Raw genomic sequence first — 24,616 nt, forward strand, 5'->3', positions numbered from 1 at the left:
GCAAAAAATACGGGAAAACCTCTTCCAACGCAATATCGCGGCACTGCAACATATGCCGGCCAACCGCCTGCCAGCGGGCGCCGGCGGGGCCGCCGGCATTAGAAATCGGTGCAACGGCCGTTGCTCTCCCAATCGCCGTAGCGCGTCGGCTCCGGCCCGCCATTGCCGCCCACTTCGCGGGGCCAGGTCTCGGGCTTCTGCCAGTCCACCCCGGCCGATGGATGCTCATCCCGGTGATCACCTGCGCCCTCGTCCGATGACGCCGTTGCACCCGCCCCGGGCGCTTGCCCCTTTTCATCCGGCGCACGGGTGTCGTTTCGCTTTTCCTCGGCCATGGCCCCTCCTGATCGATGTCGTCATTCGTGTCAGACTAGCGCCATCCTACGGCGGTTCCACCTGCGATCGCTACAACGGGAGGCCCGATGCGCGAGCCCTGGAGACAGCTACTCGACCCCCAGTCCGTCAACGAGCCAGCGCCCACGCCGGCTGCGCTGGAACTGGCCTGTACCGACTCTGGCGTGGTCTGCCCCTTGCCGGGTACTGGCGTGCTTCATGTCGCCGGCGAGGACGCGGGTACGTTCCTGCAGAACCAGCTCACTCAGTCGATCACCGACATGGCGACAACCGAGACCCGGTTGGCGGCGTGGTGTAATCCCAAGGGCCGGACGCGGGCGGTTTTTCGTGTCATCCCCAGCGACACCGGCTGGGTGCTAATGGCCGACGCCGAGTTGATCCGCGCCATCCAGCCCACCCTGCAGATGTTTGTCCTGCGCGCCCGGGTGGCGCTGACCGATCTCTCGGACGAGGAGGGATTGCTCGGCCTGGCGGGCCCGAGCGCCGAGACCCTGCTTACCGAAACGGCCGGGTCGCTGCCGCGGGCGGTCAATACGATGGTAAGAGCAGGTGATCTGCACATCGTTGCCCTGCCCGCCCCGACGGGCCTGCGCTATGCCGTTCTCGGCCCCCTGACACAGATCGGCGCGTTGTGGTCGCGCTATCGCGAGGCGTTGACCGCCGGCAATGAGGCGTTCTGGCAACTGCTGGATATCCGCAGCGGCCTGCCCGCGATCGACACCCACACCCGCGAGACCTTCATCCCGACGATGCTCAATCTCGACGCACTGGGCGGTATCCGCTACGACAAGGGCTGCTACCCCGGCCAGGAGGTCGTGGCGCGACTGCACTACCGTGGCCAGCTCAAGCGCCAGATGTATCGCCTGGCCCTGGAGGATGCCGCCCCCGACCCCGGCGCCGCGGTAGTGGATAGCGACGGCAGCGAGGCAGGGACCGTCGTGGCGGCGGCGCCGGCGGCGGAGGATCGTGTTGAATGCCTGGCGGTCTTGCGCATCGACCGGGCCAATGCTGGGCAGCTGACCGTGGACGGCCAGCCGGCGACCCCGCAACCGCTACCCTACCCGCTGCCCGCCGAAGCTGACCGACCGGCCGGTGGTTAGCTGCGCGGGCGCATCGCCGGGAACAGCAGCACATCCCGAATCGATGCACTGTCGGTGAGCAGCATCACAAGCCGGTCGATGCCGATGCCCTCGCCCACCGCCGGCGGCAGGCCATACTCCAGGGCCTGGATATAGTCCGCGTCAAAATGCATGGCCTCGTCATCGCCGGCGTCCTTGTCCTCGACCTGACGCTGGAAGCGCTGTGCCTGATCCTCGGCATCATTGAGCTCGGAGAAACCATTGGCGATCTCCCGGCCGGCGATGATCAGCTCGAAGCGTTCGGTGACGCCGGGGTCATCATCCCGCGGCCGGGCCAGCGGCGAGACCTCGGTGGGGTAGTCGGTGACAAAGGTGGGCTGCCGCAGCGCCCCCTCAGCGGTTTTCTCGAATATCTCGAGCAGGATCTTGCCTTTGCCCCAGCGGGATTCCACCGCAATGCCAAGCGTCCGTGCATGGGCCGCCAGCGCATCGCGGTCATCAACCCCGTCGGCCAGATCGGGGTTGTGTTCGATGACCGCCTCACGCACCGTCAGTCGCCGGAACGCCGGGGCCAGGTCGATCGACTCGCCCTGCCAGACCAGCTGCTCGCCACCGGCCACTTCTTTTGCCAATCCCCGTAGCAGGGTCTCGGTCAGGTCCATGGCATCGTTGTAATCGGCATAGGCCTCGTAGAACTCCAGCATGGTGAATTCCGGGTTATGCCGGGTCGAGACCCCCTCGTTGCGAAAGTTGCGGTTGATTTCGTAGACCTTCTCGAAGCCGCCCACGACCAGGCGTTTGAGGTAGAGCTCCGGGGCGATGCGCAAATACAGATCCAGCGCCAACGCGTTGTGGTGGGTGACAAACGGCCGAGCGCTGGCACCGCCGGGGATGGGCTGCATCATGGGGGTTTCGACTTCGAGAAAGCCGCGCTGATGAAAGACCTCGCGGATGTAGCGCACGATGCGGCTGCGCATATCAAAAATGGCCCGCGCCTGGGGATTGGTCATCAAATCCAGATAGCGCTGCCGGTAGCGGGCCTCGGTGTCCTCGAGTCCGTGGTACTTGTCCGGCAACGGGCGCAGTGACTTGGTGAGCAGCTTGAGCGCATCGCAGTGCACCGAGAGCTCTCCGGTGTTGGTGCGCATCAACACACCACTCGCCCCGACGATATCGCCCGCATCCCAGCTCTTGAAATCCTGATAGACCCCTTCGGGCAGATCGTCACGCCGCAAAAAGAGCTGGATATCGCCGGACATATCGCGAAGGGTGACAAAGCTTGCCTTGCCCATGACCCGTTTGGTGACGATCCGTCCGGCCACGCGCACCGGGATGGATTGCGCCTCGAGGGCGGCCTTGTCGTGGTCGTGGAAGCGGGTCTGTAGATCCCCGGCCAGGCTGTCGCGGCGAAAATCGTTGGGAAACGCGCCCCCGGCTTGTCGCCATTCATCGAGTTTGCGCCGGCGCTCGGCGATCAGACGATGCTCATCCTGCTCTTCGGCCATGGTTTTCTCTTCGCTTTTCATGTGGTGCCCGACTGTCTAGAGCCCGGCCTTGAGACTGGCCTCGATGAAGCCGTCCAGGTCGCCATCCAGCACGGCCTGGGTGTTACCAACTTCAACACCCGTTCGCAAGTCCTTGATTCGGCTTTGATCCAACACATAAGAGCGGATCTGGCTGCCCCATCCGATATCCGCCTTGGACTCCTCCACCTCAGCCGCCTGGGCGCGTTGGGCCTCCATTTCGCGCTCATAGAGCTTGGCCCGCAGCTGATTCATGGCCGTTGCCCGGTTCTTGTGCTGTGACCGGTCGTTCTGACACTGAACCACGATGCCGGTGGGCAAATGCGTGATGCGGACCGCTGACTCGGTCCGGTTGACATGCTGTCCGCCGGCGCCGCTGGCGCGGTAGACGTCGACCCGCAGATCCGAGGGGTCGATTTCGACCTCGATGTCCTCGTCGAGCTCGGGGCTGACATAGACCGAGGCAAATGAGGTATGTCGGCGATTGCCCGAATCGAAGGGGGATTTACGCACCAGCCGGTGGACACCGGTTTCGGTTCGCAGCCAGCCGAAGGCGTGGTCTCCCTCGACACGAATGGTGGCGCTTTTGATCCCGGCCTGCTCGCCCTCGGAGGCCTCGATCAACTCACCCTTGAAACCCTTGCGTTCGATCCAGCGCAGATACATCCGCAGCAGCATCTCCGCCCAATCCTGGGCCTCGGTGCCACCCGATCCGGCCTGGATGTCGACAAACGCATTGGCAGCATCCATTTCGCCAGAGAACATGCGCCGGAACTCCAGTGCCTCGATCTGCCGCTCGTAGCCGGCCAGATCGGCGGCGACGGCACTCAGCGTGTCCTCGTCGCTCTCCTCCCGGGCCATCTCGAGCAGCTCGCTGGCATCGTCCAGCCCATTGATCAGTGCCCTCAGGCCACTGACCACCTTCTCGAGCGCCGCCCGTTCCCGATTGAGCGCCTGGGCCCGATCCGGGTCGTTCCAGACATCGGGCTGTTCAAGCTCGCGGCTGACCTCCTCGAAACGCTCTTCTTGGACCGGCAGGTCAAAGATACCCCCTCAGGGATTCGGTGCGTCCCTTGAGGTCTTCAAGTTGTGTGGCGATGGGATTGATATCCAAAAAAACCGTCTCCTGTCTGATGCTCGATCGGTGCCTCAGCGCACCGCCTCCCAGGCCCGGGTGATCCGTTTTTCGGAAACCCGCGCCCGGGTGCCCAGCTCCTGGGCAAAAAGCGAGACCCGGTATTCTTCCAGCAACCACCGCACCTCGGCCAGTGCTGGATCGCGGATGGCCCGGCGGTCATGTCGGGCCAGGGTCTCATCCAGCCGCCGTTGATGCGGGGCGACCGCCGCCAGGCCAGCCTGGTCCCGGTTCGGATCCCGTTCCAGACGCTCGAGGCGCTTTTCCATGGCGGTGAGATAGCGCGGCAGATCAGCCAGCCGTTCGCCGGGGGTATCCAGCAAAAACCCGGGATGGACCAGCCCGTCCAATTGATGCGCCATGTCCTGATAACTGTCCATCAGCCCCAGCCGCAGATTGCCCTTGAGTTGCCGCCGCACCCGCTTTTGACGCGAAAGGATATCAGAGACCAGCGCCAGCAGGCGCTCAGCCTCGGGGATGAGCGCCTCGCGTCCGCGCTCGCAGCAGGCAAGCCAGCTCTGGCGATCGCGAGGCATGGCATGGCCATCGAGAAAGACCCGATCGAAAACGGCGGCGGCGAAATCACGCTTTAGCGCATCCGGGGTATCGACATCCCGATAGTCGATCGCCATCCGATCCAGACCCGCCATACCGCGACGCAGGTGACGCGCCTGTTGGGCGTAGCGTTTCATCAAAAGCCCCCGGACCCCGGCGCGATGCGCGGCCGCCGCTCGCTCGGCACTATCCAGCAGGCGCAGCGCCAGGCCGCCGTCCTCGGCACACAGGGCCGGATAACCCTGCAGCGTGATCCCCCCTTGCTCGAACGCCACCTGATCGGGCAACTCACCAAAGTCCCAGTCGGTGATGCCACTGCGATCAAAGCCGTTGTCCGTCTGCTGCTCAAAGCGGCTGCTGGCCTGGTCACCATGGCGTCGCTGCAAGGCGGCAAGATCGCGCCCGGTATCGATGATGCGGCCGCCGTCATCCACCAGCGCAAAACGCATCTGAAGGTGCACCGGCACTTCGACCTGCTCCCAGATATCCGCCGGCAGATCGACGCCGGTCATCCGCCGCAGATCGGACCGCACCGCAGCCTCGAGCGAGCCCTCCCGGGGCGGGAGCGACTCCAGCACCGCCCGGGCAAAATCGGGCACCGGGACGAAGTTGCGGCGCAGCGTCTTGGGCAGAGAACGGATCAGGGTGATCACCTTCTCTTCAAGCAGTCCGGGCACCAGCCATTCAAAGGGCTCGGGCTGCAGCGCGTTGAGCGCGGCCATGGGAATACGCACCGTGACACCGTCATCCTCGGCACCTGGTGAGAAGTGATAGGTCAGCGGCAGCCGCAGCCCATTGACGGGCAGATGATCCGGAAAGTCGGCGGCATCGGCATCGGCGCTGCGCGCCATGAGCTGCTCACGGGTCAGGCGCAGCGGGCGATCATCCCCGCCACCGGCAAGCCACTGCTGCAGACTCGGACCATCCACCACCGACGCGGGCAATGCCTGATCGTAGAACGCCGCCAGCGCCTCGGCATCGATGAGTACATCGCGGCGCCGCGCCTTGGCTTCCAGCGCCTCGACCTCGGCGATCAACGCCCGGTTGGCCTTGAGGAAATCCGGCATCTTCGGCATCGATGCCTCACCGGCCAGGCCATCGGCGATAAAGACCTCCCGTGCCTGCTCCGGTGCCACGCGGGCGTAATCAACCTTGCGGGCGCTGACCACTGGCAGCCCGTAGAGGGTGGCGTCTTCGCGGCCGAATACCTTGCCCCGGCGGGCATCCCACCACGGGCCGTAGTAGCGGCGCTTGAGCAGGTGGCGCGCCAGCGGCTCGATCCACTCGGGGCGGACCTCGGCCACGCCCCGGGCGAACACGCGGCGGGTCTCGACCAGCTCGGCCGCCACGATCCAGCGCGGCCGTCTGCGTGCCACGCCCGAGCCGGGATGGATCGCCAGCTTGAGCCCCCGCGGGCCGATGTATTCATCGCCCTCCTCGCGGCGGGCGATGTTGGAGAGAAATCCGGTCAGTATGGCCCGGTGGAAGGCGACCGCTTCGGCCGGGCGCTCGTTCTCGGTCATCGCCATGCCGCGGAGCAGCCCCCGTAACTGGCCGTGGACATCCACCCATTCGCGCATGCGGACATACGAGAGAAAGTGCTCGTGACACCAGGCCTGCAGCTTGCGGCGTGACAGCTGCCGGGCCTGCTCGTGATAGGCGTCCCAGAGCCGGAGCAGGCCGGCAAAATCGGATTGCCGATCCTGCCAGGCCGCCTGGGCGCTGTCCGCTGCCTCGCGCCGATCCATGGGCCGCTCGCGGGGATCCTGGATGGACAGCGCCGCGGCGATGACCAATACCTCGCGCAGCGCACCCTCGCGTTCGGCGGCCAGCAGAATGCGCGCGATCCGAGGGTCCACCGGCAGCCGCGCCAGCTTGCGACCCAGTCCGGTGAGTCGCTGGCGGCGGTTGAGTGCACCCAACTCGTCCAGAAGCTTGAGCCCGTCACGGACGTAGCGTGGATCCGGCGGCTCGATGAACGGAAACGACGCCACCTCGCCGAGCCGCAGGTGTTTCATCTGCAAAATCACCGACGCCAGGTTGGTACGCAGGATCTCCGGATCGGTGAATCGTGGCCGCTGTTCGTAATCCGCCTGGCTGTAGAGCCGGATACAGACTCCGGGGCCTTCGCGGCCGCAACGTCCCGCGCGCTGATCGGCACTGGATTGAGCGACCGGCTCGACCGGCAACCGCTGGACCTTGGTGCGATAGCTGTAGCGGCTGATCCGCGCCAGGCCGCTGTCGACGACATACCGGATACCCGGGACGGTCAGCGAGGTCTCGGCCACATTGGTCGCCAGAACCACGCGACGCCCCCGATGCGGGGCAAAGACCCGTTGTTGCTCGGTGACGGACAATCGCCCGTAGAGCGGCAATACCTCGGTGTGCGGCGGATGGTGCTTGCGCAGCGACTCGGCGCATTGGCGGATCTCGCGCTCGCCCGGCAGGAACACCAGCACATCCCCCCGGCCCAGCGTGCTGAGCTCGTCCACCGCATCCACCACCCCCTGGCGCAGGCTACGGTCGCGTTCGTCCTCGCTGGAGGCACCCAGTGGCCGATACCGGGTCTCGACCGGATAGGTGCGCCCCGACACCGTAATGATCGGGGCCTCACCAAAATGCTGAGAGAAGCGCTCGGGGTCGATGGTCGCCGAGGTGATGATGACCCGAAGATCCGGACGCCGCGGCAGCAGACGCTTGATGTAGCCAAGCAGAAAATCGACGTTGAGGCTGCGCTCGTGGGCCTCGTCGATGATCAGGGTGTCATAGGCGGCGAGATCCTCATCCCCCTGGGTCTCGGCAAGGAGCATGCCATCGGTGAGGAGTTTGATGCGCGTCCCGGCCGCCGTGCGGTCGCTGAAGCGGATCCGGTATCCGACCCCATCGCCAACGGCCGTATGGCACTCTTCGGCCACCCGGGCGGCAAGGCTGCGCGCGGCGATCCGTCGGGGCTGTGTATGGCCGATCATCCCCTCGATGCCGCGCCCCATCTCGAGCATCAGCTTCGGCAACTGGGTGCTCTTGCCCGAGCCGGTCTCGCCACAGATGACGACAACCGGATTCGCCTCGACCGCTGCTTTGATGGCCTCGGCGTGCTCGAGCACCGGCAAGGGCAGGTCGAAAGCCGGCGTGAGCCACGTGGATTCGCGGGCCAGCCGCGCCGGCTCGGCAGCCGTCTGAGGGGTAGAGTTGGCGCGGCGGCGACGTTCAGTCATTCGCCCCATCGGCGGCGGTTGGATCGATGGGCCGTGCCCGGCTGTGCTTGGCCCGATGGGATCGGGCCTCGAATTGGCACGCCTCGAGCTGCCAACCTCCGGGGTTGCAGCGCAGGATCAGACACCCGGGCCCGCCGTAGGTGCGGGTCCGCCCGGCGGCACCCGGGTTGAGCAGCCAGGGCCGCTGCGACTGGTCAACCCGCTGACGGTGACTGTGGCCATACACGACCGCCTGATAATCACCGTAACGCCGCCGATAGCGCCGGTGACGCTGCTCCAGGCTGCCGCCGTCATCGCCATGAATGACTTTCAAACGCCCACCCGGCAACGCCACATCCGTCTCATCGGGCAGATTCTGCAGGGTATCCAGCTCGGTGTCCGACCAGTGATCGGCGTCATCGTTGTTGCCACGGATCGCGATCACCTCGCGCTGCGGGTGCATGGCAAACAGGATATCGGCGCCGCCGATATCGCCGGCATGAATGGCAACATCGCAGTCGGCCACCACCTCGGCGATGCGGCTGTCCAGAAACCCGTGGGTGTCGGCCAGAAGGGCGACGCGAACCGCCGGGTCGCTCATGACAGCTCCAGGGCTCTGGTAATGGCTCGATCCAGCGCGGTGTAATCATGGGTCACTGCAAACTGTGGAAATTCGTCGATCACATTCTGCGGCGCACTAAAGAGCACACCATGGTCGGCGGCGCCCAGCATGGCCGTATCATTGTAAGAATCACCCGCGGCAACCACCCGAAAGCGCAGGGCCCGAAAGGCATCCACCGCCGCGCGTTTGTGATCGGGCATGCGCAGTCGATAGCCACTGATCCGGCCATCGGCCTCGACCTCGAGGGTGTGGCAGAAAAGCGTCGGCCACTGGAGTTGGGCCATGAGCGGATGGGCGAACTCGTAGAAGGTATCCGAGAGGATGACCACCTGATAGCGACGCCGCAGGTCGGCAAGGAATTCGGCGGCACCGGCGAGCGGTGCCATATCGGCAATCACGCGCTGGATATCGGCCATGCCAAGCCCGTGGCGCTCAAGCTCGGCAAGGCGCATGCGCATGAGTTCGTCGTAATCGGCGATATCGCGGGTCGTGGCACGCAACGCCTCGATGCCGGTCAGATTGGCGAAATCGATCCAGATCTCCGGGACCAGCACCCCTTCCAGGTCGAGACAGACAATGTTCACTGGCAATCACCCTCGATATAAAGAGCGGCGGACACTAAGGCTTTTACCGTCCCCCTGCAACACAACCGATTGAACCAACGTGACAGCACATCGATCTAATGGCATGTTGGACAGTGTGTGCCTTATACGTTTTCAGGAGGAACGCCCATGGCTCAGGATTTCAGGACCGTGACCGCAACCCGGCCAGCGGCCGGCGGCTCGGTACTTGCGACCAACAAGGTCTTGCGCAACACCTATGCGTTGCTGGCCATGACGCTGCTCTTCAGCGGGGTCATGGCCGGCGTGGCGATGGCCACCAACGCCCCACCCATGCACTGGCTGCTTGTGCTGGGGGGCTATTTCGGGTTGCTGTTTCTCACCACCACGCTGCGCAACAGCGTCTGGGGCCTGGTGAGTGTTTTTGCGCTGACCGGCTTTATGGGTTTCACCCTCGGCCCGATCATCAGCCTGTATCTGAGCGCCTTTAGCAACGGGGCCGAGCTGGTCATGATGGCCCTGGGCGGCACGGGCATGGTGTTTCTGGGGCTATCGGCCTATGCGCTGACCACCCGGCGCGATTTCAGCTTCATGCGAGGCTTTATCTTTGCCGGGATCCTCGTGGCCTTTGCCGGCTCGATCATCGCCATCATCTTCTCGATTCCCGCCCTCTCGCTCGCGGTGAGCGCGGCATTCGTGGTGCTGATGAGCGCGTTGATCCTCTACCAGACCGGCGAGATCATCAACGGTGGTGAGACCAACTACATCATGGCCACAATCACGTTGTATGTAACCATCTACAACCTCTTCCTCAGCCTGTTGCAGCTGCTTTCGGCCTTCGCCGGCGAGCGCTGACAGACCGCCGGGGACAGCCGGCTTGACCGACCCCGTCCGGCGCGCCGGGCGGGGTTTTTTATTGACCTGGGGAATATATAATCGCGGCTTTATTACCGGAGCCGTCATGAAACTCAATCAACTCCGCTACATCGTCGAGGTCACCCGTCGGGGGCTGAACGTCTCGGCCGCCGCCGAGGCGCTCTATACCTCACAACCGGGGGTGAGCAAGCAGATCCGGCTGCTGGAGGACGAGCTTGGGGTCCCCATCTTCGAGCGCAGCGGTAAGCACTTTACCGGCCTCACCCCGGCCGGCCGATCGCTGGTCGAAATCGCCGAGCGGATACTCACCGAGACGCAGAACATCACCGCGGTCGCCGAAGAGTTCTCGGATCAGCAAAAGGGCAGTCTGAGCATCGCCACGACCCACACCCAGGCGCGGCACGCCCTGCCTTCGGCCGTTGAGGCATTCCGCCGGCGCTATCCCGACGTGACACTGCATTTCCACCAGGGCACGCCGGTTCAGATCGCCGAGATGGCCACTGCCGGCGAGGTCGACTTTGCCATCGCCACCGAGGCGCTCGAGCACTACGACGATCTGGTGATGCTGCCGTGCTATCGCTGGAACCGAAGCATTATCGTTCCGCAGGGCCACCCGCTTTGCGACGAACAACCGCTGACCCTGGCGGCCATTGCCCGGCATCCGCTGGTCACCTACGTGTTCGGGTTTACCGGTCGCTCCCGGCTGGATGAGGCATTCCGCGCCGAGGGCCTCTCACCGGAGGTTGTCTTTACCGCAACCGACTCGGAGGTCATCAAGACCTATGTCCAGCTGGGCCTGGGGGTGGGCATCATGGCCAGCATGGCGTTCGAGCCAGAGCGCGATCACGGTCTGGTCGCCCTCGATGCCAGCCACCTGTTCGCGACCAGCACAACGCGGATCGGTTTTCGGCGCAATGCCTACCTGCGCGGATACATGCTCGCCTTCATCGAAATGTTCGCCCCCCATCTGAACGCCGAGCGGGTTCAGTCTGTCCTCGATAGTCGTCACCCTGAAGAGCGGGAGAGACTCATGGCAGCGCTGGAATCGGCCATGACAGCGGTTGGCTGAATGGACCCGGAGATCCTGGAAATCCGGCGGCATCTGAGTGCGTACCCGCCGTTTGATGCGCTCGATGACGAATGGCTCGATCAGGTCGCCGAGGCGGTGGAGATCGCCTATTTCCGCGCCGGCAGTCAGATTCTCGAGGCCAGTCAGCCCATCGACGCGCTCTATTATGTGCGCAGCGGCGCGGTCGAGGTCTACCGCCGCAGCGGCGATCTTTTTGACCGACTGGGCGCCGGCGGGATCTTCGGACACTACGGCCTGCTGCGCGGCGGACGGGTCCGTTACCCGGCGGTTGCCATCGAAGACACGCTGATCTACCGCATCCCGGCCGCGACGTTCGATGCGCTTTGTGACGCCAGTCACGAGTTTTCCGATTTCATCGAACTGGGCCGCCCCCGGCTCGAGACCGGTGGCGGCACGGCGGGTCAGGGCAGCGAGTTGATGAGCACCCGTATCCGCAAACTGCTGACCCGCGAGCCGCTGATCATCGAGGCCTGGCAGAGCGCACAGACCGCGGCGCTGCGTCTGGCCGACGAGCCCAGCGCCGCTTTGCTGGTGGTGGACCAGCCAGGCGATGACCCGCGATATACCTACGCCGATGCCGACGGCCATCTCTGGCAGGTTCAGGGCATTGTCACCGACGCCGATTTACGCAGCCAGATCATCGCCGCCGGCCGCGATCATCAAACCCCCATCGGCGAGATCGTGCATGACGATCTCATCGCGGTGCAGTCCGACGAGACCGTCCAGGAGGCCATGCTGGCGATGCTCCGCCACAATGTCGCCCATCTGGTGGTCCTGCATCGCCGGCGACCGATCGGGCTGATTCAGCTCCAGGATGTCGTGCGGTTCGAGACCCGGAGCAGCCTTTATCTGATCGACAGCATTCTGGCGAGCGACAGCGTTCAGGCCCTCGCCACCCTAAAGCCGGATGTCTGGCAGTCGGCGGTGCGAATGATCGATGAGGGAGCGGATTCGCGCACCGTCGGTACGGCATTGGCGTCGATCGCCCGCAGCTTCATGCGCCGGATCATCGAGCTGGCCGAGGCCGAGCTGGGGCCGCCTCCGGTGCCCTATGCATTCATGGTGATGGGCTCGATGGCCCGGGGCGAGCAGACCCTGGTCACCGATCAGGACAACGCGCTGGTGCTTGATGACCGGTTCGACCCCGGTGCCCATGATGAGTATTTCAGTCGATTGGCACGCCGCGTCAGTGACGGGCTTGATGCCTGCGGCTATCGCTACTGCAAGGGCGACATCATGGCCACCAACCCCCGCTGGCGTCAGCCCCTTGCCCAGTGGCAGCGGTATTTTTGCCGCTGGATCGATGATCCCAATCCGGAACGGCTGCTGCATAGCAATATCTTTTTCGACCTGGACAATGTCCACGGCGAGGAGCGGTACGTCGAGAGCCTGCAGGCATTGATTGCCGAGAATGCCGGCAGCAGCCCGCGGTTCATGGCGGCCATGGCGCGCAACGCCCTTAATCGCACCCCGCCGATTGGTTTTTTTCGCGACTTTGTCATGGAAAAGGATGGCCGCCAGAACAACTCCATCAACGTCAAGCGCCGTGGCACGGCGCCGTTGACCGATCTGATCCGCATTCATGCGCTGGCCTGCGGCTCACGCGCGCAGAATTCGTTCGAGCGGCTCGATGATATTGCCGAGACCCAATTGCTCGGCCCCGGCGTCGCCGATCGCCTGCGCGATGCGCTCGAAATCCTCAGTCATACCCGGCTTCGGCATCAGGCCATCGACATCCAGAATGACCGGCAGCCGGACAACAATATCGAACCTGAGAATGTCCCCAGTGCCGAGCGTGCGGCCATCAAGGACGCCTTCCGCGCACTCAGCCAGGCCCAGAAATTTTTGCGCTTTCGCTATCCCATGACCAGTGATCGACCGGCAAGCACCGGCCGCGGATGAACACCCAGTCGCGCGGCGCTGCATCGGACTGGGCGAGCTGGATGGCTGGCGCCTGCGAGCAGGCCCGTGACCCCCGTCTGGCCGGCTTTTATCGGGATTTCCCCCACGACCCGTCAGCGCCGGTCGCCGAACTGCCCCTGATCGCCATCGATCTGGAGACGACCGGGCTGGACCCTGCCCGCCACGCCATTCTGAGCATCGGGCTGCTGCCCTTCACCCTGTCGAGCATCCGACTCAGCGATCGGCGGCACTGGGTACTGCGCCCACCCACCGGGTTGAGCGGTGAATCGGTGCGCTTTCACAACATCACCCATAGCGATACCGAACAGGCGCCCACCATGGCCGAGATTCTCACCGATCTGCTCACGGCGCTGGCCGGTCGGTTGCCCGTTGTGCATTACCACCCGCTCGAACGGCGCTTTCTGCAGCGCGCCCTCGAACAAGAGCTCCGGCAACCGCTGCGCTTTCCCCTGATTGACACCATGGAGCTCGAGGCACGCCGCCACCGCCGCGGCGGGCTTGCCCGGCTGCGGCACTGGCTGGGACGGCCGCCGGCGTCATTACGCCTGAACGACTGCCGGCAGCGCTACGGGCTGCCGGCTTATGGAACCCACCACGCGGTGCTGGATGCCCTGGCAACCGCCGAGCTGTTGCAGGCACAGATCCAGCACCACTACGACGCGACCACGCCGGTGGGTGAGCTCTGGGTCTAGCTGGCCCGCGGTTCGGACATCAACCCGCGGATCACCGCGTAGCAGGCCACCAGCAACACCAGCGTAAAGGGCAGCCCGGTGGATATGGCGGCGGCCTGGAGCGCCCCCAGTCCACCACCCAGCAGCAGGGCGATGGCAATGGCCCCCTCGATGATGGCCCAGAACATCCGCTGCGGTTTGGGCGCATCCACCTTGCCACCAGCGGTGATCGAATCGATCACCAACGACCCGGAGTCGGACGAGGTGACAAAGAACACAATCACCAGGAAGATGCCCACAAACGAAGTGATCGCCGTGAGCGGCAGCTCGCCCAGCATCACAAAGAGCTTGAGCTCAAGGGCGGCCTCCCGCACGCCGCTGAAGCCCTGGCCGAGGAACTGCTCAATGGCGGTGCCGCCCAGCGCCGTCATCCACAGCACCGAGATCAGGGTCGGGATCACCAGCACGGCAATGAGGAACTCCCGTACTGTGCGGCCACGACTGACCCGGGCGATGAACATCCCGACAAAGGGCGACCAGGAGATCCACCATGCCCAGTAAAAGGCCGTCCAGCCCTGAGTGAAGTTGGCATCCTCACGCCCGAACGGGTTGGACAGCGCCGGCAGATGGGTGACATAGGCGAGAAGATATTCGAAAAATCCGGTGGCGATCAGCAGCGTCGGCCCGACCACCACCACGAAGGCCAGCAGCAGAAAGGCCAGGCTCATGTTGAGCTGCGAGAGCCGCTGCACGCCCTTGTCCACGCCAAGCATCACCGATAAGAGCGCCACCGCGGTAATGCCCATAATGAGCAGAACCATCGTGGTATCGCCAGCGGGTATGCCAAAGAGATATTCCAGCCCGGCGGTGGCCTGCTGAGCCCCGAGCCCCAGCGAGGTGGCCAGACCGAAGAGGGTGGCGAACACCGCCAGAATGTCGATGACATGACCGGGCCAGCCCCATACCCGCTCGCCCAGCAGCGGATAGAAGACCGAACGCATAGTCAGCGGTAGCCCTTTGTTGAACGAGAAAAGTGCCAGCGCCAGGGCGACCACCGCGTAAATACCCCATGGGTGCAGTCCCCAGTGGAAAATGGTGGCGGCCATGCCCAGCGACACCGCGGCCTGTTCGTCGCCACCGGCTGCGCCAAGCGGCGCCCAGTCGGTGCGCACGCCATCTTCCACGGTCGTGCCACCCAGCGCGGTGCCGAAATGGGTAATGGGCTCGGAGACGCCATAGAACATCAGACCAATGCCCATGCCGGCGGCAAAGAGCATGGCGAACCAGCCGCCGTAGCTGAAGTCGGGGCTGGCGTGGGCGCCGCCAATGCGGACGCGGCCCAGGGGCGTGAAGATCAGTGCCACCGCCAGCAACACAAAGATGTTGGCAGAAAGCAGGAAAAACCAGGCCATGTTGCTGGTCAGCCACACGCGCATGCCATCAAAGACCGGAGCAACCGAGTCTTGCAGCGCGAGGGTAAGAATGACGAAAAAAAGAATCACCAGCGCCGAGATGGTGAACACCTTGCCATGCAGGTCCAGATCCATCCCGAACTTGGTGGCGGTGACATTGTCCTGGCCGATGACATAGTCGGTATCAATCAGATCCGACGGTCCTTCGGGGGCCGGGACACCCACAGCGGGGTTTTCTTCGAGTTCGTTATTCGATTCGCTCACTTTGCTCGCTCCCTTGCTGCCTTACGCCGAGTGATCCTCAGGACGGACAAGAAACACCGACACATCGGTATGCGCGGCGACTTTGCCGCCGTGGGCCGGAATCACGGCGTCCAGATGCTTGGGTAGGTGGGTGGACATGACAACGAGGTCCGTATCGGTCTCTTTGATGGCTTTGAGCAGCACTTCATCCAGATCGGCCACCGGGTCGGGCGAATTGACACAGTGGACACGCACCGCCTGGCCATGGACCTTGGCCTGCTGCTCGGCAAACTCGCGAAGCCGCTGCTCATACTCTTCGGGGCTGCGGGCAGCACTGCCCGGGGTGCTGGTCGTCACCCCCAGGTAGCAGACCTCACTGCCGTAGTGGCGTGCCAGGTCAGCACTGGCGGTCAGCGAACGACCGATGGCCTCGAGATGTGCCAGATCCACCGGGACGAGGATTTTTTTGAACATTCCACATGCTCCCTGCGTTCAAAAACGAGTGAGCAGGCGGTTTTGAGAAAGTCAGGGTCTGCCGGTCAGGCAAAAGGACCGGTGTCGCGTTGGGGCGTGTTAAACCCGACCGCCCGCGTCACCATCAATAATCGTTCTACAGGCTGCGGTAGAGCATCCCCGGCCGTCAACCGGCCATTGGATTGATCCTGTGCGGACGGCGGCGGTCAGCCAACACTGGTGCGCCCGGCGAATGCATGGGAAAGCGTACCCGCATCGACATACTCGAGGTCGCCGCCAAGCGGCACGCCGTGGGCGATCCGGCTAACCCCGACCCCCGCCTGACGCGCCATTTCGCCGACGTATTGAGCCGTGGCCTCGCCCTCCACCGTGGGGCTGATGGCAAGGATCAGCTCGGTCACCTCGCCATCGGCGAGGCGCTGCTCGAGGACATCCAGGCCAAGCTCTGCAGGCCCCACCCCATCCAGTGGCGAGAGTCGGCCTTTGAGCACAAAATATCGCCCCCGAAAGTCGGTCGCCTCCTCGAGCGCCTGAACATCCGAGGGGTTTTCTACGATGCACAGCACCTGGCCATCCCGGCGCTCGCTCTGGCAAAGCGGGCAGACCTCGGCCTCGGTGAGGTTACGGCACAATCGGCACTCCCCCACCGCCTCGGCGGCCTGCTGCAGCGCCGCGGCCAGAGAACGGGCGCCCTGTCGGTCGTGCTGCAGCAGCGAAAAAGTCATGCGTTGCGCCGACTTGGGCCCTACGCCGGGCAGACAGCGAAAGGCCTCCATCAACTGCTGAACCAGGGGCGAGTAGGACACAGCGCCGGGCCTAGAACGGCATCTTCATGCCCGGGGGCAGATTGAGCCCGTCGGTCAATCCGGACATCCGCTCCTGGGTGACCTGCTCAAGCTTCTGGACGGCGTCATTGCAGGCCGCGGCCACCAGGTCCTCGACCATTTCCCGATCGTCGTAGACACTCTCGTCGATGCTGACTCGCCGCACCTCATGGCGCCCGGTCATGATTACACTGACCATTCCGCCACCGGCCTGTCCGGTCACCTCCATTTCTGCCAGTTCGGCCTGCGCTTTTTGCATCTCTTCCTGCATGCGCTGGGCCTGCTTCATCATGTTGCCGAGTCCGCCTTTCATTCGCCGCTCCTAGTCCCGTGGCCGTATGGAATCTTCGATTACTTCAGCGCCAAAGGTTTCCTGCAGCGCTGCAATATTGGGGTCTTGCTCGATCGCCTCGCGGGCGGCGGCCATACGCTCGTTCTCGGCCCGCGCGGCGGTATCCGCCGGCGTGTCGCCCTCAACGCGAGCGACGCGCACCTGGACTTTGAATGGGGTGCCAAAATGGCGGGACAGCGCATCGGCCAGTCGCCCGGTGACGGTTTCGTTGACAAGGTGCTGGTGCGCGGTGTCGATATGCAACGTCACCCGATCACCCTCACGGCCACCCCACTGGCAGTGATCCGCCAGTGCCTGGGCCATCCCGCTCAACGGCAGCGTAGCGGCCAGATGATGCCAGTCCAGCGCATCGATATCCTGTGGCTGTGCCGATGGCTGTGGCGGCGCGGGTTGTGTGGGGCCGGCGGCGGTCTCTGGCGCATCCGCTGGAAGCGGTGACCCACCCCCCGATGCCGATGGTGATGGCGGCGACACGGCTGGCGATGGCGCGCCCGCGGATGATGCCGCCGCCGACGGCGTCTCCGCCGAGGGGGCGGGCTCGGGCCAGAAGGCGAGCATGCGCATCATCCCCATTTCGAACCCGCTGCGCGGGTCCGGTGCCAGGGGCAGATCCCGGCGGACATGCAGCGCGATTTGATAAAGCAACTGCACGGTGGCGCTGTCCAGCCGACCGGCCAACGCGATGAGGCGTTCGGCGTCGGGGTCGGACTGGTCGATGACCTCGGGTGTCATCTGATAAAGCGCCAGGCGATGGAGGATATCCAACAGCCTTGCCAGCGCATCGGCAAAATCCGGTGCCGTGCCGGCCATCTGATCGATGACCGCCAGCATTGCATGGCCGTCACCGTCGAGGAGTCGCTCGAGCAGATCAAAAAGCAGACCGCTCGACAACGTCCCCAGCATCTCGCCAACGGCCTCGGCCCGAAGCTGGCCGCTGCCAAACGCAAGCGCCTGATCCATGAGGCTGAGGGCGTCCCGCATGCTGCCATCGGCGGCACGGGCCAGTAGATCCAGCGCCGCGGGCTCGGCATCGATCCCCTCGGCCTCGGCGATATGCTGCAACTGTCCGGTCATCAATCCCGGCAACAATGGCTTGAGATTGAACTGCAGACAGCGCGAGAGCACCGTCACCGGGAGCTTTTGCGGGTCGGTGGTCGCCAGCAGGAACTTGATATGCGGCGGTGGTTCTTCGAGGGTTTTGAGCAGGGCATTGAAACTATGGGTGGAGAGCATATGCACTTCGTCCACCAGATAGATCTTGAACCGCCCTCGGCTGGGGGCGTACTGGACGTTATCCAGCAGCTCCCGGGTATCCTCGACCTTAGTGCGCGAGGCGGCGTCCACCTCGATGAGATCGACAAATCGTCCCTCGTCGATCTCGGTACAGGCAGCGCATTCCCCGCAGGGCGTATCCGTGACACCATCGCGCTCGCAGTTGAGGCATTTTGCCAGGATGCGCGCCACGGTGGTTTTGCCAACGCCGCGCGTCCCCGAGAACAGGTAGGCGTGATGCAGCCGCCCGTTGGCAAGCCCGTTACTCAACGCCTGGAGGACGTGGCGCTGTCCGACCATTTCCGCGAACGTCCGCGGGCGCCATTTGCGGGCAAGCACCTGATAACTCATGCCCAGCAGTATAGCATCGAGCGCACCGACGAGGATGGGAAAAGGCGGGGCGCCAGCCACACCCCGGCGCCCGAGTCCACCGCTACCGCTGCTCCCTTCCGGGCCTGACGGGGTTGACGGTTTATCGTCGCGAGGGGACCAGCGCCACCGCAGGCGAATGATAGCAGCTTGTCCGGCTCGCCGACGAGAGGAGCGATGACAACATGCCCGAGGCGGCGCGAATTTTCTGGGTCTTCCTCCGCCTTGGATGCGTGGCATTTGGCGGTCCGGTGGCGCATCTGGCGTTTTATCGCCGATGGCTGGTGGAAGAACGCCGCTGGCTCACCGACGAGGCTTACACCCAGACGCTTGCGCTATGCCAGATGCTGCCGGGGCCCTCGAGCAGCCAGACCGGCTTTGCCATTGGCATCCACCGCGGCGGACTGATCGGCGGGATCGCCGCCTGGCTCGGCTTCACCCTCCCCGGGGCAGCACTGATGATCGCACTCGGGATGGGGCTGACAAGCCTCGAGGCCTGGCAAGGGGGCGGCTGGATCGATGGGCTGAAGCTCGGCGCCGTCGCCGTGGTGGCCAACGCGTTGATCGGCATGGCCCACCAACTCTGCCCGGATGCCCGAAGGGCCGGCATTGCTGCGTTCGCGGCCGCCGGGGCGTTGCTGATACCCGGTGTTTACGGCCAACTGACCATGATCGTGGCCGGTGGCGTACTGGCCGGTTTTTTTCTCTCACCGCCGGCAACGCCGCCGACCACGCTGAATGTCCCCATCAGCCGCCGCCAGGGTGCCGGGCTGCTGCTGATCTTCGGCCTGGGGCTGGCGGTTTTCAGTCTCTCGGCACTCGGCCAGTCACCGCTTTGGGGGGTGCTCTACCGCAGCGGCTCGCTGGTGTTCGGCGGCGGCCATGTGGTGCTGCCGCTGCTGGAGTCGGGCCTGGTGGCCCCCGGGTTGATCGACTCGGAGCGTTTTCTGGCCGGTTACGGAGCCGCCCAGGCAATCCCCGGCCCTGTTTTTTCGTTCAGCGGCTTTCTTGGCGCTCAGGTCATGCCGCAAACCCCATTGATGGCCGGACTGCTGGCGGTGGTGCTGCTTTTCGCACCCGGACTGCTTCTGGTCGCCGGCCTGCTGCCATTCTGGCAGACCCTGGGGCAGTATCGAGCCATGCGCCAGACGTTGCTGGGGGTCAACGCCGCGGTGGTCGGGCTGATCGCCGCCGTGCTCTATGACCCCATCCTCACCCGTGCGGTGCAAGGGCCGGGGGATGCCATCATTGCCACCGTCGCCCTGGTGATGCTCGCCCGAACCCGGGTGCCGGTCTACTGGGTTGTCGCCGGCTGCGCCATCGCCGGTGGGCTTGCCCAGCGGATCTATCCGGCGCTTGGCATCTAGGGCGGCGCTACCGCCCCTCAAGGGCATAACGCAGCACCCGGCGCTTGACCCAGCCGCCATGCCCGGCCAGCCGAAGCCCCACGCTGCGGAGACCGGCCAGCGGACCCAATGGCGTTGTAAATCCATAATGGAAGGCGGTCATGGTCGATTGCATGAGCTGATTGTCCGGCCGTCTTGCCCGCTCATAGGCGGCAAGCAGTGGCGGATGCGAGGACGGCAGGCCAAGGCGGTGGGCCTCGGCGATGCGACCGGCGAGGTCCCGGGCATCCCGCAGACCCAGATTGACCCCCTGCCCCGCCAGTGGATGAATGACATGGGCCGAATCGCCCACAAGCACCAGATTGCCTTGCCAGTAGCGACGGGCATGGCGCCGGCGGATCGGGAAGTGGGCCCGACCGTGGAGGGTCTCGACCAGGCCCAGCGCTTCGGGGAAGGCCGTCTCGAGCTCGCGCACAAAAGCATCGGCATCGAGTTGCGCCAACGACTCGGCCCGCGCCGGGTCGACATACCACACCAGTGAGGCATCACCACCGGCCAACGGCAGCAGGGCCTGCGGCCCCGTCGGGGTAAACCGCTGCCAGGTACAGGTCGCCGCCGGGGGATTCGTACGGACACTGGCCACTACCGCGTGTTGATGGTAGTCCCCCTGCCAGCTGCCGATTCCCGCCGCTTCGCGCAAGGGCGATCCACCCCCGTCGGCGGCGACGATCAGGGCGGGATCGAGTGGCCCCTCGCCATCGATCACAAGCCGGGGCCCATCTTCGGTGGACTCGATCTCCAGGCCTTCGACCGGCGCATCCACCCGGACCGCTGACAGCGTTCGGGCAATCTCCAACAGGGTGGCCTGCAGGTGATCGTTTTCCAGAAAAACGCCCAGCCGCTCGAGCCCCAGCTCGAGGGCGGTAAAGCGAAGCCGGCCGCTGCCGCTGACATCCCAGGTCAAAACTTCGTCGAAATCGGCGACACGGCCGCTTTGCAATGCCGGCCAGGCGGTGAGCTTTTGCAGATACTCTATGGAGCGTTGATTGAGTGCCGAGACACGGAGTCTGGGCGGCTCATCAGCCGTGGGCATCTGCGGCGGCCGGGCCTCGAGCAGTCGCACCGGAATGCCCCGCTGGCCCAGATCCACCGCCAGTGCAGCCCCCACCATGCCACCGCCGACAATCACAATGCCCTCGTTGTCCATCGCGGCTACTCCTTTATCTCCTCCGGCGATGGTGCCACAGCACCCGAGGCCGCGGCAGGTACGGCAGCGCCAGCCGTTGGCTCACCATCAAATACGGCCAACAGGTGACTGCGCAGATCAGCGAGTGTTCCAAGGGCCTTTGCCGGTGGCATCACACCGCGGCGAAAGCCCCGCGCCACGAAAGCCTCGAGCAGTGTCCTGTCGCGAGCGATGATATGCACAGGGACCGCCCGGGAGGCGCCCTCGCCGGTGACCAGCGGCGCGGGTTGATGATCCCCCAAAAGAATCAAGATCCCATCGCCCAGATCGCGCGCCGCCCATTCGCCGGCGGTGCGCAGGGCATAGTCCACCGCCCGCGCATAGTGCCGCCGGACCCGGTCGCGATCGGCCCAGACCACGCCGGGCGCCGGCCCCGCCTCCGCCCAGCGGTGAAACACCGATCCATCCCCCACCCGGGACCAGTCAATGGTTGGCAGCACCGGGGTCCACGGTGCATGACTGCTGATCAGCGCGAGCTCGGCAAAAACCGGCGATGCGCTTGGCGCTCGGATGGCGCGCTGGAAGTAATGCCAGGTGTATTGATCGGGCATCGTCACCCAGTTGAGCGGCGGACCGGCATATTCAATGCGGGCATGATCATGAATCTGGTCGTAGCCCCATTGCCTGCCCGCCGGCCAGGTCCGGGTGATGGCGGGCATCACCGCGGCGGTCTCGTAGCCTGCCTGGTGGAAATCGCGGATCAGTGAAGGCCGGGGCGTATCCAGAAAAAGATCATAGCGGATCTGGTTACTGATCCAGCGGCCGCTCAATACACTGCCGTGGGCCAACCACGACTGCCCGCCCTGGACCGGCGAGCGCATCGATGTCGTCACTGCCTGCAGTCCGGCGGCCTCCAGCTCGCCGGCCAGGTGCTCGAGCGCGGCCTGACCCGTGACCCGGTAGCGCGCGTCACGCAAAAAGCTCACGCCATAGGATTCGATGAACCCAAGGATGACATCCCGTCCCTGTAAACTGGCCATCCGCCGTTGTATCGGCTGTTGGGGTACGGCGAGGGCATCGGCGAATGCCCGTCGCTCGGCGGCCGTGCGCAGGACGCGATCTGCCTGGTCGGTATAGCGGATGAGTGCCGGCGCATCCACCGCCCGGCCGATGGGCCACGCATCCCGGTGGTGTTGCAGCAAAAGCCCGGCACCGACCATCGCCACGCCCACCAGCACCGACGCCATGCCGGCTTGCCCCGGCGCCATGCGGTACAAAAGGCGGGACAATCCGTAGAGCGCGTAGCCGACGGCGGCCAGCCCGGCTGCCAGGATGGCCCAGGCGGCCGGCCCCCCGACGGCGCCGCGCAGAAGATGCTCCACCGATGCCGCCAGCGGCAGGTCGATTAGCAGATTCATGGGCCGGCCCAGTGCCAAACCGGTGCCCAGATCCGACAGCGCGAGCCCCACCGACACCATCACCGCCAGCGACAGCACCACCGCCGCTATCCATGCCCAGGGCCGAGGGACAAGCAGCATGACACCGGCAACCAGCAAGGCCTCGGCCGCCAGCCAGGGATGGGGAAACGCGGCATAGGGCATCAACCACTCGGGCCCGACCACCAACAGATTGACCAGCAGCACAGCCGGCAATCCGCGCGCAATCATCTTTAGTGGCTGCAACTTCAACCTCACCGGGCTGTCGACTTCTGCATGCAGGATAACCCGAGTGATTCCGACTGGCGGCTGACCACACCGGCACTGGCCTGGCGGCGCTTGCTCATGGCCGTGCTCGTGGCGGCGACCGCCGTGGCAGGTGTCGCGACCTTCGCGCGCTTGCTTGCACCGGGCGGAATCGCGCCGATGGAGTGGATGGTCCTGGGGCTTTTTGCGGTGACATTCACGACTTCGTGCATGGCTTTCTGGACCATGACCGTGGGCATTCTACTGCAGCTCAGTGGACGCCATCCGGTGACACTGGGCCTTGCCCCGCCGCCGGCGACACAAGCGCCGACAATGGCCCCGACGGCGATTGTCATGCCCGCTTACAACGAGGATATGGCCGGTGTCGCCCACTGCCTGACCGCGACCTGGCAGTCACTGCGCGCCCACGACGAGCGCCAGTACTTCGACTTTTTTCTGCTCAGTGACAGCACAGCGCCAGCGCAGCGCGAGCGTGAACGCACCGCCGTCGCCCGCCTTCGCCAGCGATTCGGCCCCGGGCTGCGGCTCTACTATCGGGCCCGCTCCAGCAACACTGGCCGCAAACCCGGCAATATCCGTGATTTCTGCCAGCGTTGGGGCGGTCATTATCGCTACATGATCGTGCTGGACGCCGACAGTCGCATGACCGCCGAGGCACTGATCACACTGGTCCGGCGCATGCAGGCCAACCCGCAGGCAGGCATCATCCAGACAGTGCCGCTGCCGGTGGGGCAGCGCACGGTACTGGGCCGTCTCCAGCAGCTTGCCGCGGGCATCCATGCCCGCAACATCGCCACCGGACTGGCATTCTGGCAGGGCAACAGCACCAACTACTGGGGCCATAACGCCATTATCCGGATTGATGACTTTCAACGTTACTGCGGGCTGTCACCGCTACCGGGCCGGCCACCGCTGGGTGGCGATATCATGAGCCATGATTTTGTCGAGGCCGGGCTGATGCGCCGCCACGCTCGCGGGGTGTATGTATTGCCCGAAATCGGCGGCAGCTTCGAGGGCATGCCGGGAAATTTTCTGGACGATCTCAAACGCGAGCGCCGATGGTGCCAGGGCAATCTGCAGCATCTGCGCCTGCTCGGCGGTCGGGGCTGGCGACCGGTCACCCGCATCAACTTTCTGCTGGGCGGGCTCGCCTATGTCAACGCGCCGTTATGGATACTCATGATTGCCTTCGGCGTGGGTGATGCCGTTGCCTCGCCGGAGAGCGGTCGCTGGTTGACCGCCGCCGGCGCCGGCGAGGGGGTCGTGCCCACCCTGGTCGGCCTGAGCCTTGCGGTCATCCTGGGCCCGCAACTCATTGGCGTTTTCATGGCAGCCGCCACAGCAAAGCCCAAGCGACGGCTGGCGATGCTGCGCGGCGGACTGCTGGCCCTGGGTTTTGGCATCCTCCGCGGCCCGGTGATGATGGTCCTCTACACGGTATTCATCCTGCGCATGCTCGCCGGTCAGCCCGCCGGCTGGGACACCGGCATCCGGGTCCATCGCCGTATCTCAACCAGCCAGGCCTGGCAGGCGGGCTGGCCCATGACCGTCGCCGGGCTCGCCATCGCCGCAGCGCTCGCCCTTGCCGAACCGGGTTTGCTGCCCTGGCTCTTGCCGGCACTCGCCGGCCCGCTGCTCTACCCGGTATTGATCTTAGCCAGCAGCGCCATCGCCCCGGCCTGGCTGCCGGCCACCCCCGCCGAGCAGGGGGGGCTGGTGCCCATCAACCATCAGCCTGTCGCGCAGCAACCGGCCGCAAAAACCCCCGTCGCCGATCCCATGCCGCTAGAGTGTCACCGGCCCATGCCGCTGCAACCGCTCTGAGCCCAACGCTCGACCATACCGGATCGGCC

At 65.0% G+C, this 24,616-nt stretch carries 20 protein-coding genes and 1 other RNA gene; 7 read left to right on the forward strand and 14 right to left on the reverse strand.

Annotated features, from left to right (window positions below; all coding sequences use genetic code 11):
• Window positions 1-98: 98 nt before the first annotated feature.
• Window positions 99-335 (reverse strand): DUF1674 domain-containing protein, encoded by a 237-nt coding sequence (locus V6X73_RS00830; protein ID WP_367958218.1) that lies wholly within the window; start codon window positions 333-335, stop codon window positions 99-101.
• An 87-nt stretch (window positions 336-422) separates the two neighbouring features.
• Between V6X73_RS00830 and ygfZ the strand changes: the two genes are divergently transcribed.
• Window positions 423-1,454, forward strand: coding sequence for a CAF17-like 4Fe-4S cluster assembly/insertion protein YgfZ (ygfZ, locus tag V6X73_RS00835; protein ID WP_367958217.1), 1,032 nt, complete (start codon window positions 423-425; stop codon window positions 1,452-1,454).
• Here ygfZ and lysS read toward each other — a convergent pair.
• From lysS to thrH, 5 genes are all read right to left on the reverse strand, one after another.
• Entirely contained in the window at window positions 1,451-2,938 is a 1,488-nt protein-coding gene (lysS, locus tag V6X73_RS00840) for a lysine--tRNA ligase (RefSeq protein ID WP_367958216.1), read from the reverse strand. The genes ygfZ and lysS overlap by 4 nt on opposite strands.
• Before the next feature lie 36 nt (window positions 2,939-2,974).
• Window positions 2,975-4,070, reverse strand: a protein-coding gene (gene prfB / locus V6X73_RS00845; RefSeq protein ID WP_367958215.1) for a peptide chain release factor 2 whose coding sequence is annotated in 2 segments (ribosomal slippage) — window positions 2,975-3,997 and window positions 3,999-4,070 — 1,095 coding nt in all. Because the reading frame shifts where the segments join, the coding sequence is not laid out codon by codon here.
• A 35-nt stretch (window positions 4,071-4,105) separates the two neighbouring features.
• Window positions 4,106-7,861: an ATP-dependent RNA helicase HrpA gene (hrpA, locus tag V6X73_RS00850; RefSeq protein WP_367958214.1), complete on the reverse strand. Its 3,756-nt coding sequence runs from the start codon at window positions 7,859-7,861 to the stop codon at window positions 4,106-4,108.
• Window positions 7,854-8,441 (reverse strand): metallophosphoesterase family protein, encoded by a 588-nt coding sequence (locus V6X73_RS00855; RefSeq protein ID WP_367958213.1) that lies wholly within the window; start codon window positions 8,439-8,441, stop codon window positions 7,854-7,856. Before V6X73_RS00855 ends, hrpA begins: the two co-directional genes overlap by 8 nt.
• Window positions 8,438-9,046 carry a bifunctional phosphoserine phosphatase/homoserine phosphotransferase ThrH gene (gene thrH, locus V6X73_RS00860; protein WP_367958212.1) on the reverse strand — a complete coding sequence of 203 codons (609 nt, stop codon included), beginning with the start codon at window positions 9,044-9,046 and terminating at the stop codon, window positions 8,438-8,440. Before thrH ends, V6X73_RS00855 begins: the two co-directional genes overlap by 4 nt.
• Before the next feature lie 147 nt (window positions 9,047-9,193).
• On the opposite strand from thrH, the gene V6X73_RS00865 reads away from it, so the two are divergent.
• The 4 genes from V6X73_RS00865 (at window position 9,194) to V6X73_RS00880 (ending at window position 13,603) form a co-directional block, all read left to right on the forward strand.
• Entirely contained in the window at window positions 9,194-9,877 is a 684-nt protein-coding gene (locus tag V6X73_RS00865) for a Bax inhibitor-1/YccA family protein (RefSeq protein ID WP_367958211.1), read from the forward strand.
• 106 nt (window positions 9,878-9,983) lie between these two features.
• A complete protein-coding gene (gene cysB / locus V6X73_RS00870; RefSeq protein WP_367958210.1) occupies window positions 9,984-10,967 on the forward strand; it encodes an HTH-type transcriptional regulator CysB in 984 nt (327 codons plus the stop codon).
• Window positions 10,968-12,890 (forward strand): DUF294 nucleotidyltransferase-like domain-containing protein, encoded by a 1,923-nt coding sequence (locus tag V6X73_RS00875; RefSeq protein WP_367958209.1) that lies wholly within the window; start codon window positions 10,968-10,970, stop codon window positions 12,888-12,890. It begins immediately after the preceding gene.
• Entirely contained in the window at window positions 12,887-13,603 is a 717-nt protein-coding gene (locus tag V6X73_RS00880; RefSeq protein ID WP_367958208.1) for a 3'-5' exonuclease, read from the forward strand. Before V6X73_RS00875 ends, V6X73_RS00880 begins: the two co-directional genes overlap by 4 nt.
• Here the strand turns inward: V6X73_RS00880 and V6X73_RS00885 are convergent.
• The 6 genes from V6X73_RS00885 to ffs all read right to left on the reverse strand — a co-directional run bounded on the left by V6X73_RS00885 (window position 13,600) and on the right by ffs (window position 18,654).
• Window positions 13,600-15,258: a BCCT family transporter gene (locus V6X73_RS00885; RefSeq protein WP_367958207.1), complete on the reverse strand. Its 1,659-nt coding sequence runs from the start codon at window positions 15,256-15,258 to the stop codon at window positions 13,600-13,602. The genes V6X73_RS00880 and V6X73_RS00885 overlap by 4 nt on opposite strands.
• 21 nt (window positions 15,259-15,279) lie before the next feature.
• Window positions 15,280-15,711, reverse strand: a complete 432-nt coding sequence (locus V6X73_RS00890) for a universal stress protein (RefSeq protein ID WP_367958206.1) — start codon at window positions 15,709-15,711, stop codon at window positions 15,280-15,282.
• Between the two features lie 206 nt (window positions 15,712-15,917).
• On the reverse strand, window positions 15,918-16,517 hold the full coding sequence (recR, locus tag V6X73_RS00895; protein ID WP_367958205.1) for a recombination mediator RecR: 600 nt from the start codon (window positions 16,515-16,517) through the stop codon (window positions 15,918-15,920).
• 10 nt (window positions 16,518-16,527) lie between these two features.
• Window positions 16,528-16,848: a YbaB/EbfC family nucleoid-associated protein gene (locus V6X73_RS00900; RefSeq protein ID WP_367958204.1), complete on the reverse strand. Its 321-nt coding sequence runs from the start codon at window positions 16,846-16,848 to the stop codon at window positions 16,528-16,530.
• A gap of 9 nt (window positions 16,849-16,857) precedes the next feature.
• A complete protein-coding gene (gene dnaX / locus V6X73_RS00905) occupies window positions 16,858-18,510 on the reverse strand; it encodes a DNA polymerase III subunit gamma/tau (RefSeq protein ID WP_367958203.1) in 1,653 nt (550 codons plus the stop codon).
• A gap of 47 nt (window positions 18,511-18,557) precedes the next feature.
• Window positions 18,558-18,654: signal recognition particle sRNA small type (ffs, locus tag V6X73_RS00910), an RNA gene on the reverse strand.
• Window positions 18,655-18,713: 59 nt separating this feature from the next.
• Between ffs and chrA the strand changes: the two genes are divergently transcribed.
• Window positions 18,714-19,895 (forward strand): chromate efflux transporter, encoded by a 1,182-nt coding sequence (gene chrA, locus V6X73_RS00915; protein ID WP_367958202.1) that lies wholly within the window; start codon window positions 18,714-18,716, stop codon window positions 19,893-19,895.
• 7 nt (window positions 19,896-19,902) lie between these two features.
• On the opposite strand, the gene V6X73_RS00920 is transcribed toward chrA, so the two are convergent.
• The gene (locus tag V6X73_RS00920; protein ID WP_367958201.1) at window positions 19,903-21,081 is read right to left on the reverse strand and encodes an FAD-dependent monooxygenase; all 1,179 of its coding nucleotides are present in this window, start codon (window positions 21,079-21,081) and stop codon (window positions 19,903-19,905) included.
• Between the two features lie 5 nt (window positions 21,082-21,086).
• Entirely contained in the window at window positions 21,087-22,727 is a 1,641-nt protein-coding gene (locus V6X73_RS00925; RefSeq protein WP_367958200.1) for a sulfatase, read from the reverse strand.
• A 45-nt stretch (window positions 22,728-22,772) separates the two neighbouring features.
• Between V6X73_RS00925 and mdoH the strand changes: the two genes are divergently transcribed.
• The gene (gene mdoH / locus V6X73_RS00930) at window positions 22,773-24,587 is read left to right on the forward strand and encodes a glucans biosynthesis glucosyltransferase MdoH (protein WP_367958199.1); all 1,815 of its coding nucleotides are present in this window, start codon (window positions 22,773-22,775) and stop codon (window positions 24,585-24,587) included.
• The last annotated feature ends 29 nt before the right edge of the window (window positions 24,588-24,616 follow it).

The organism is Spiribacter pallidus, assembly GCF_040838495.1.
Lineage (GTDB): Bacteria > Pseudomonadota > Gammaproteobacteria > Nitrococcales > Nitrococcaceae > Spiribacter > Spiribacter pallidus.

What these genes read in the sequence shown, in the direction of transcription:
- V6X73_RS00830 (WP_367958218.1), bottom strand. Translation starts at nt 335, where the DNA reads ATGGCCGAGGAAAAGCGAAACGACACCCGTGCGCCGGATGAAAAGGGG.
- ygfZ (WP_367958217.1), top strand. Translation starts at nt 423, where the DNA reads ATGCGCGAGCCCTGGAGACAGCTACTCGACCCCCAGTCCGTCAACGAG.
- lysS (WP_367958216.1), bottom strand. Translation starts at nt 2,938, where the DNA reads ATGGCCGAAGAGCAGGATGAGCATCGTCTGATCGCCGAGCGCCGGCGC.
- hrpA (WP_367958214.1), bottom strand. Translation starts at nt 7,861, where the DNA reads ATGACTGAACGTCGCCGCCGCGCCAACTCTACCCCTCAGACGGCTGCC.
- V6X73_RS00855 (WP_367958213.1), bottom strand. Translation starts at nt 8,441, where the DNA reads ATGAGCGACCCGGCGGTTCGCGTCGCCCTTCTGGCCGACACCCACGGG.
- V6X73_RS00865 (WP_367958211.1), top strand. Translation starts at nt 9,194, where the DNA reads ATGGCTCAGGATTTCAGGACCGTGACCGCAACCCGGCCAGCGGCCGGC.
- cysB (WP_367958210.1), top strand. Translation starts at nt 9,984, where the DNA reads ATGAAACTCAATCAACTCCGCTACATCGTCGAGGTCACCCGTCGGGGG.
- V6X73_RS00875 (WP_367958209.1), top strand. Translation starts at nt 10,968, where the DNA reads ATGGACCCGGAGATCCTGGAAATCCGGCGGCATCTGAGTGCGTACCCG.
- V6X73_RS00880 (WP_367958208.1), top strand. Translation starts at nt 12,887, where the DNA reads ATGAACACCCAGTCGCGCGGCGCTGCATCGGACTGGGCGAGCTGGATG.
- V6X73_RS00890 (WP_367958206.1), bottom strand. Translation starts at nt 15,711, where the DNA reads ATGTTCAAAAAAATCCTCGTCCCGGTGGATCTGGCACATCTCGAGGCC.
- V6X73_RS00900 (WP_367958204.1), bottom strand. Translation starts at nt 16,848, where the DNA reads ATGAAAGGCGGACTCGGCAACATGATGAAGCAGGCCCAGCGCATGCAG.
- dnaX (WP_367958203.1), bottom strand. Translation starts at nt 18,510, where the DNA reads ATGAGTTATCAGGTGCTTGCCCGCAAATGGCGCCCGCGGACGTTCGCG.
- chrA (WP_367958202.1), top strand. Translation starts at nt 18,714, where the DNA reads ATGCCCGAGGCGGCGCGAATTTTCTGGGTCTTCCTCCGCCTTGGATGC.
- V6X73_RS00920 (WP_367958201.1), bottom strand. Translation starts at nt 21,081, where the DNA reads ATGGACAACGAGGGCATTGTGATTGTCGGCGGTGGCATGGTGGGGGCT.
- V6X73_RS00925 (WP_367958200.1), bottom strand. Translation starts at nt 22,727, where the DNA reads ATGATTGCGCGCGGATTGCCGGCTGTGCTGCTGGTCAATCTGTTGGTG.
- mdoH (WP_367958199.1), top strand. Translation starts at nt 22,773, where the DNA reads ATGCAGGATAACCCGAGTGATTCCGACTGGCGGCTGACCACACCGGCA.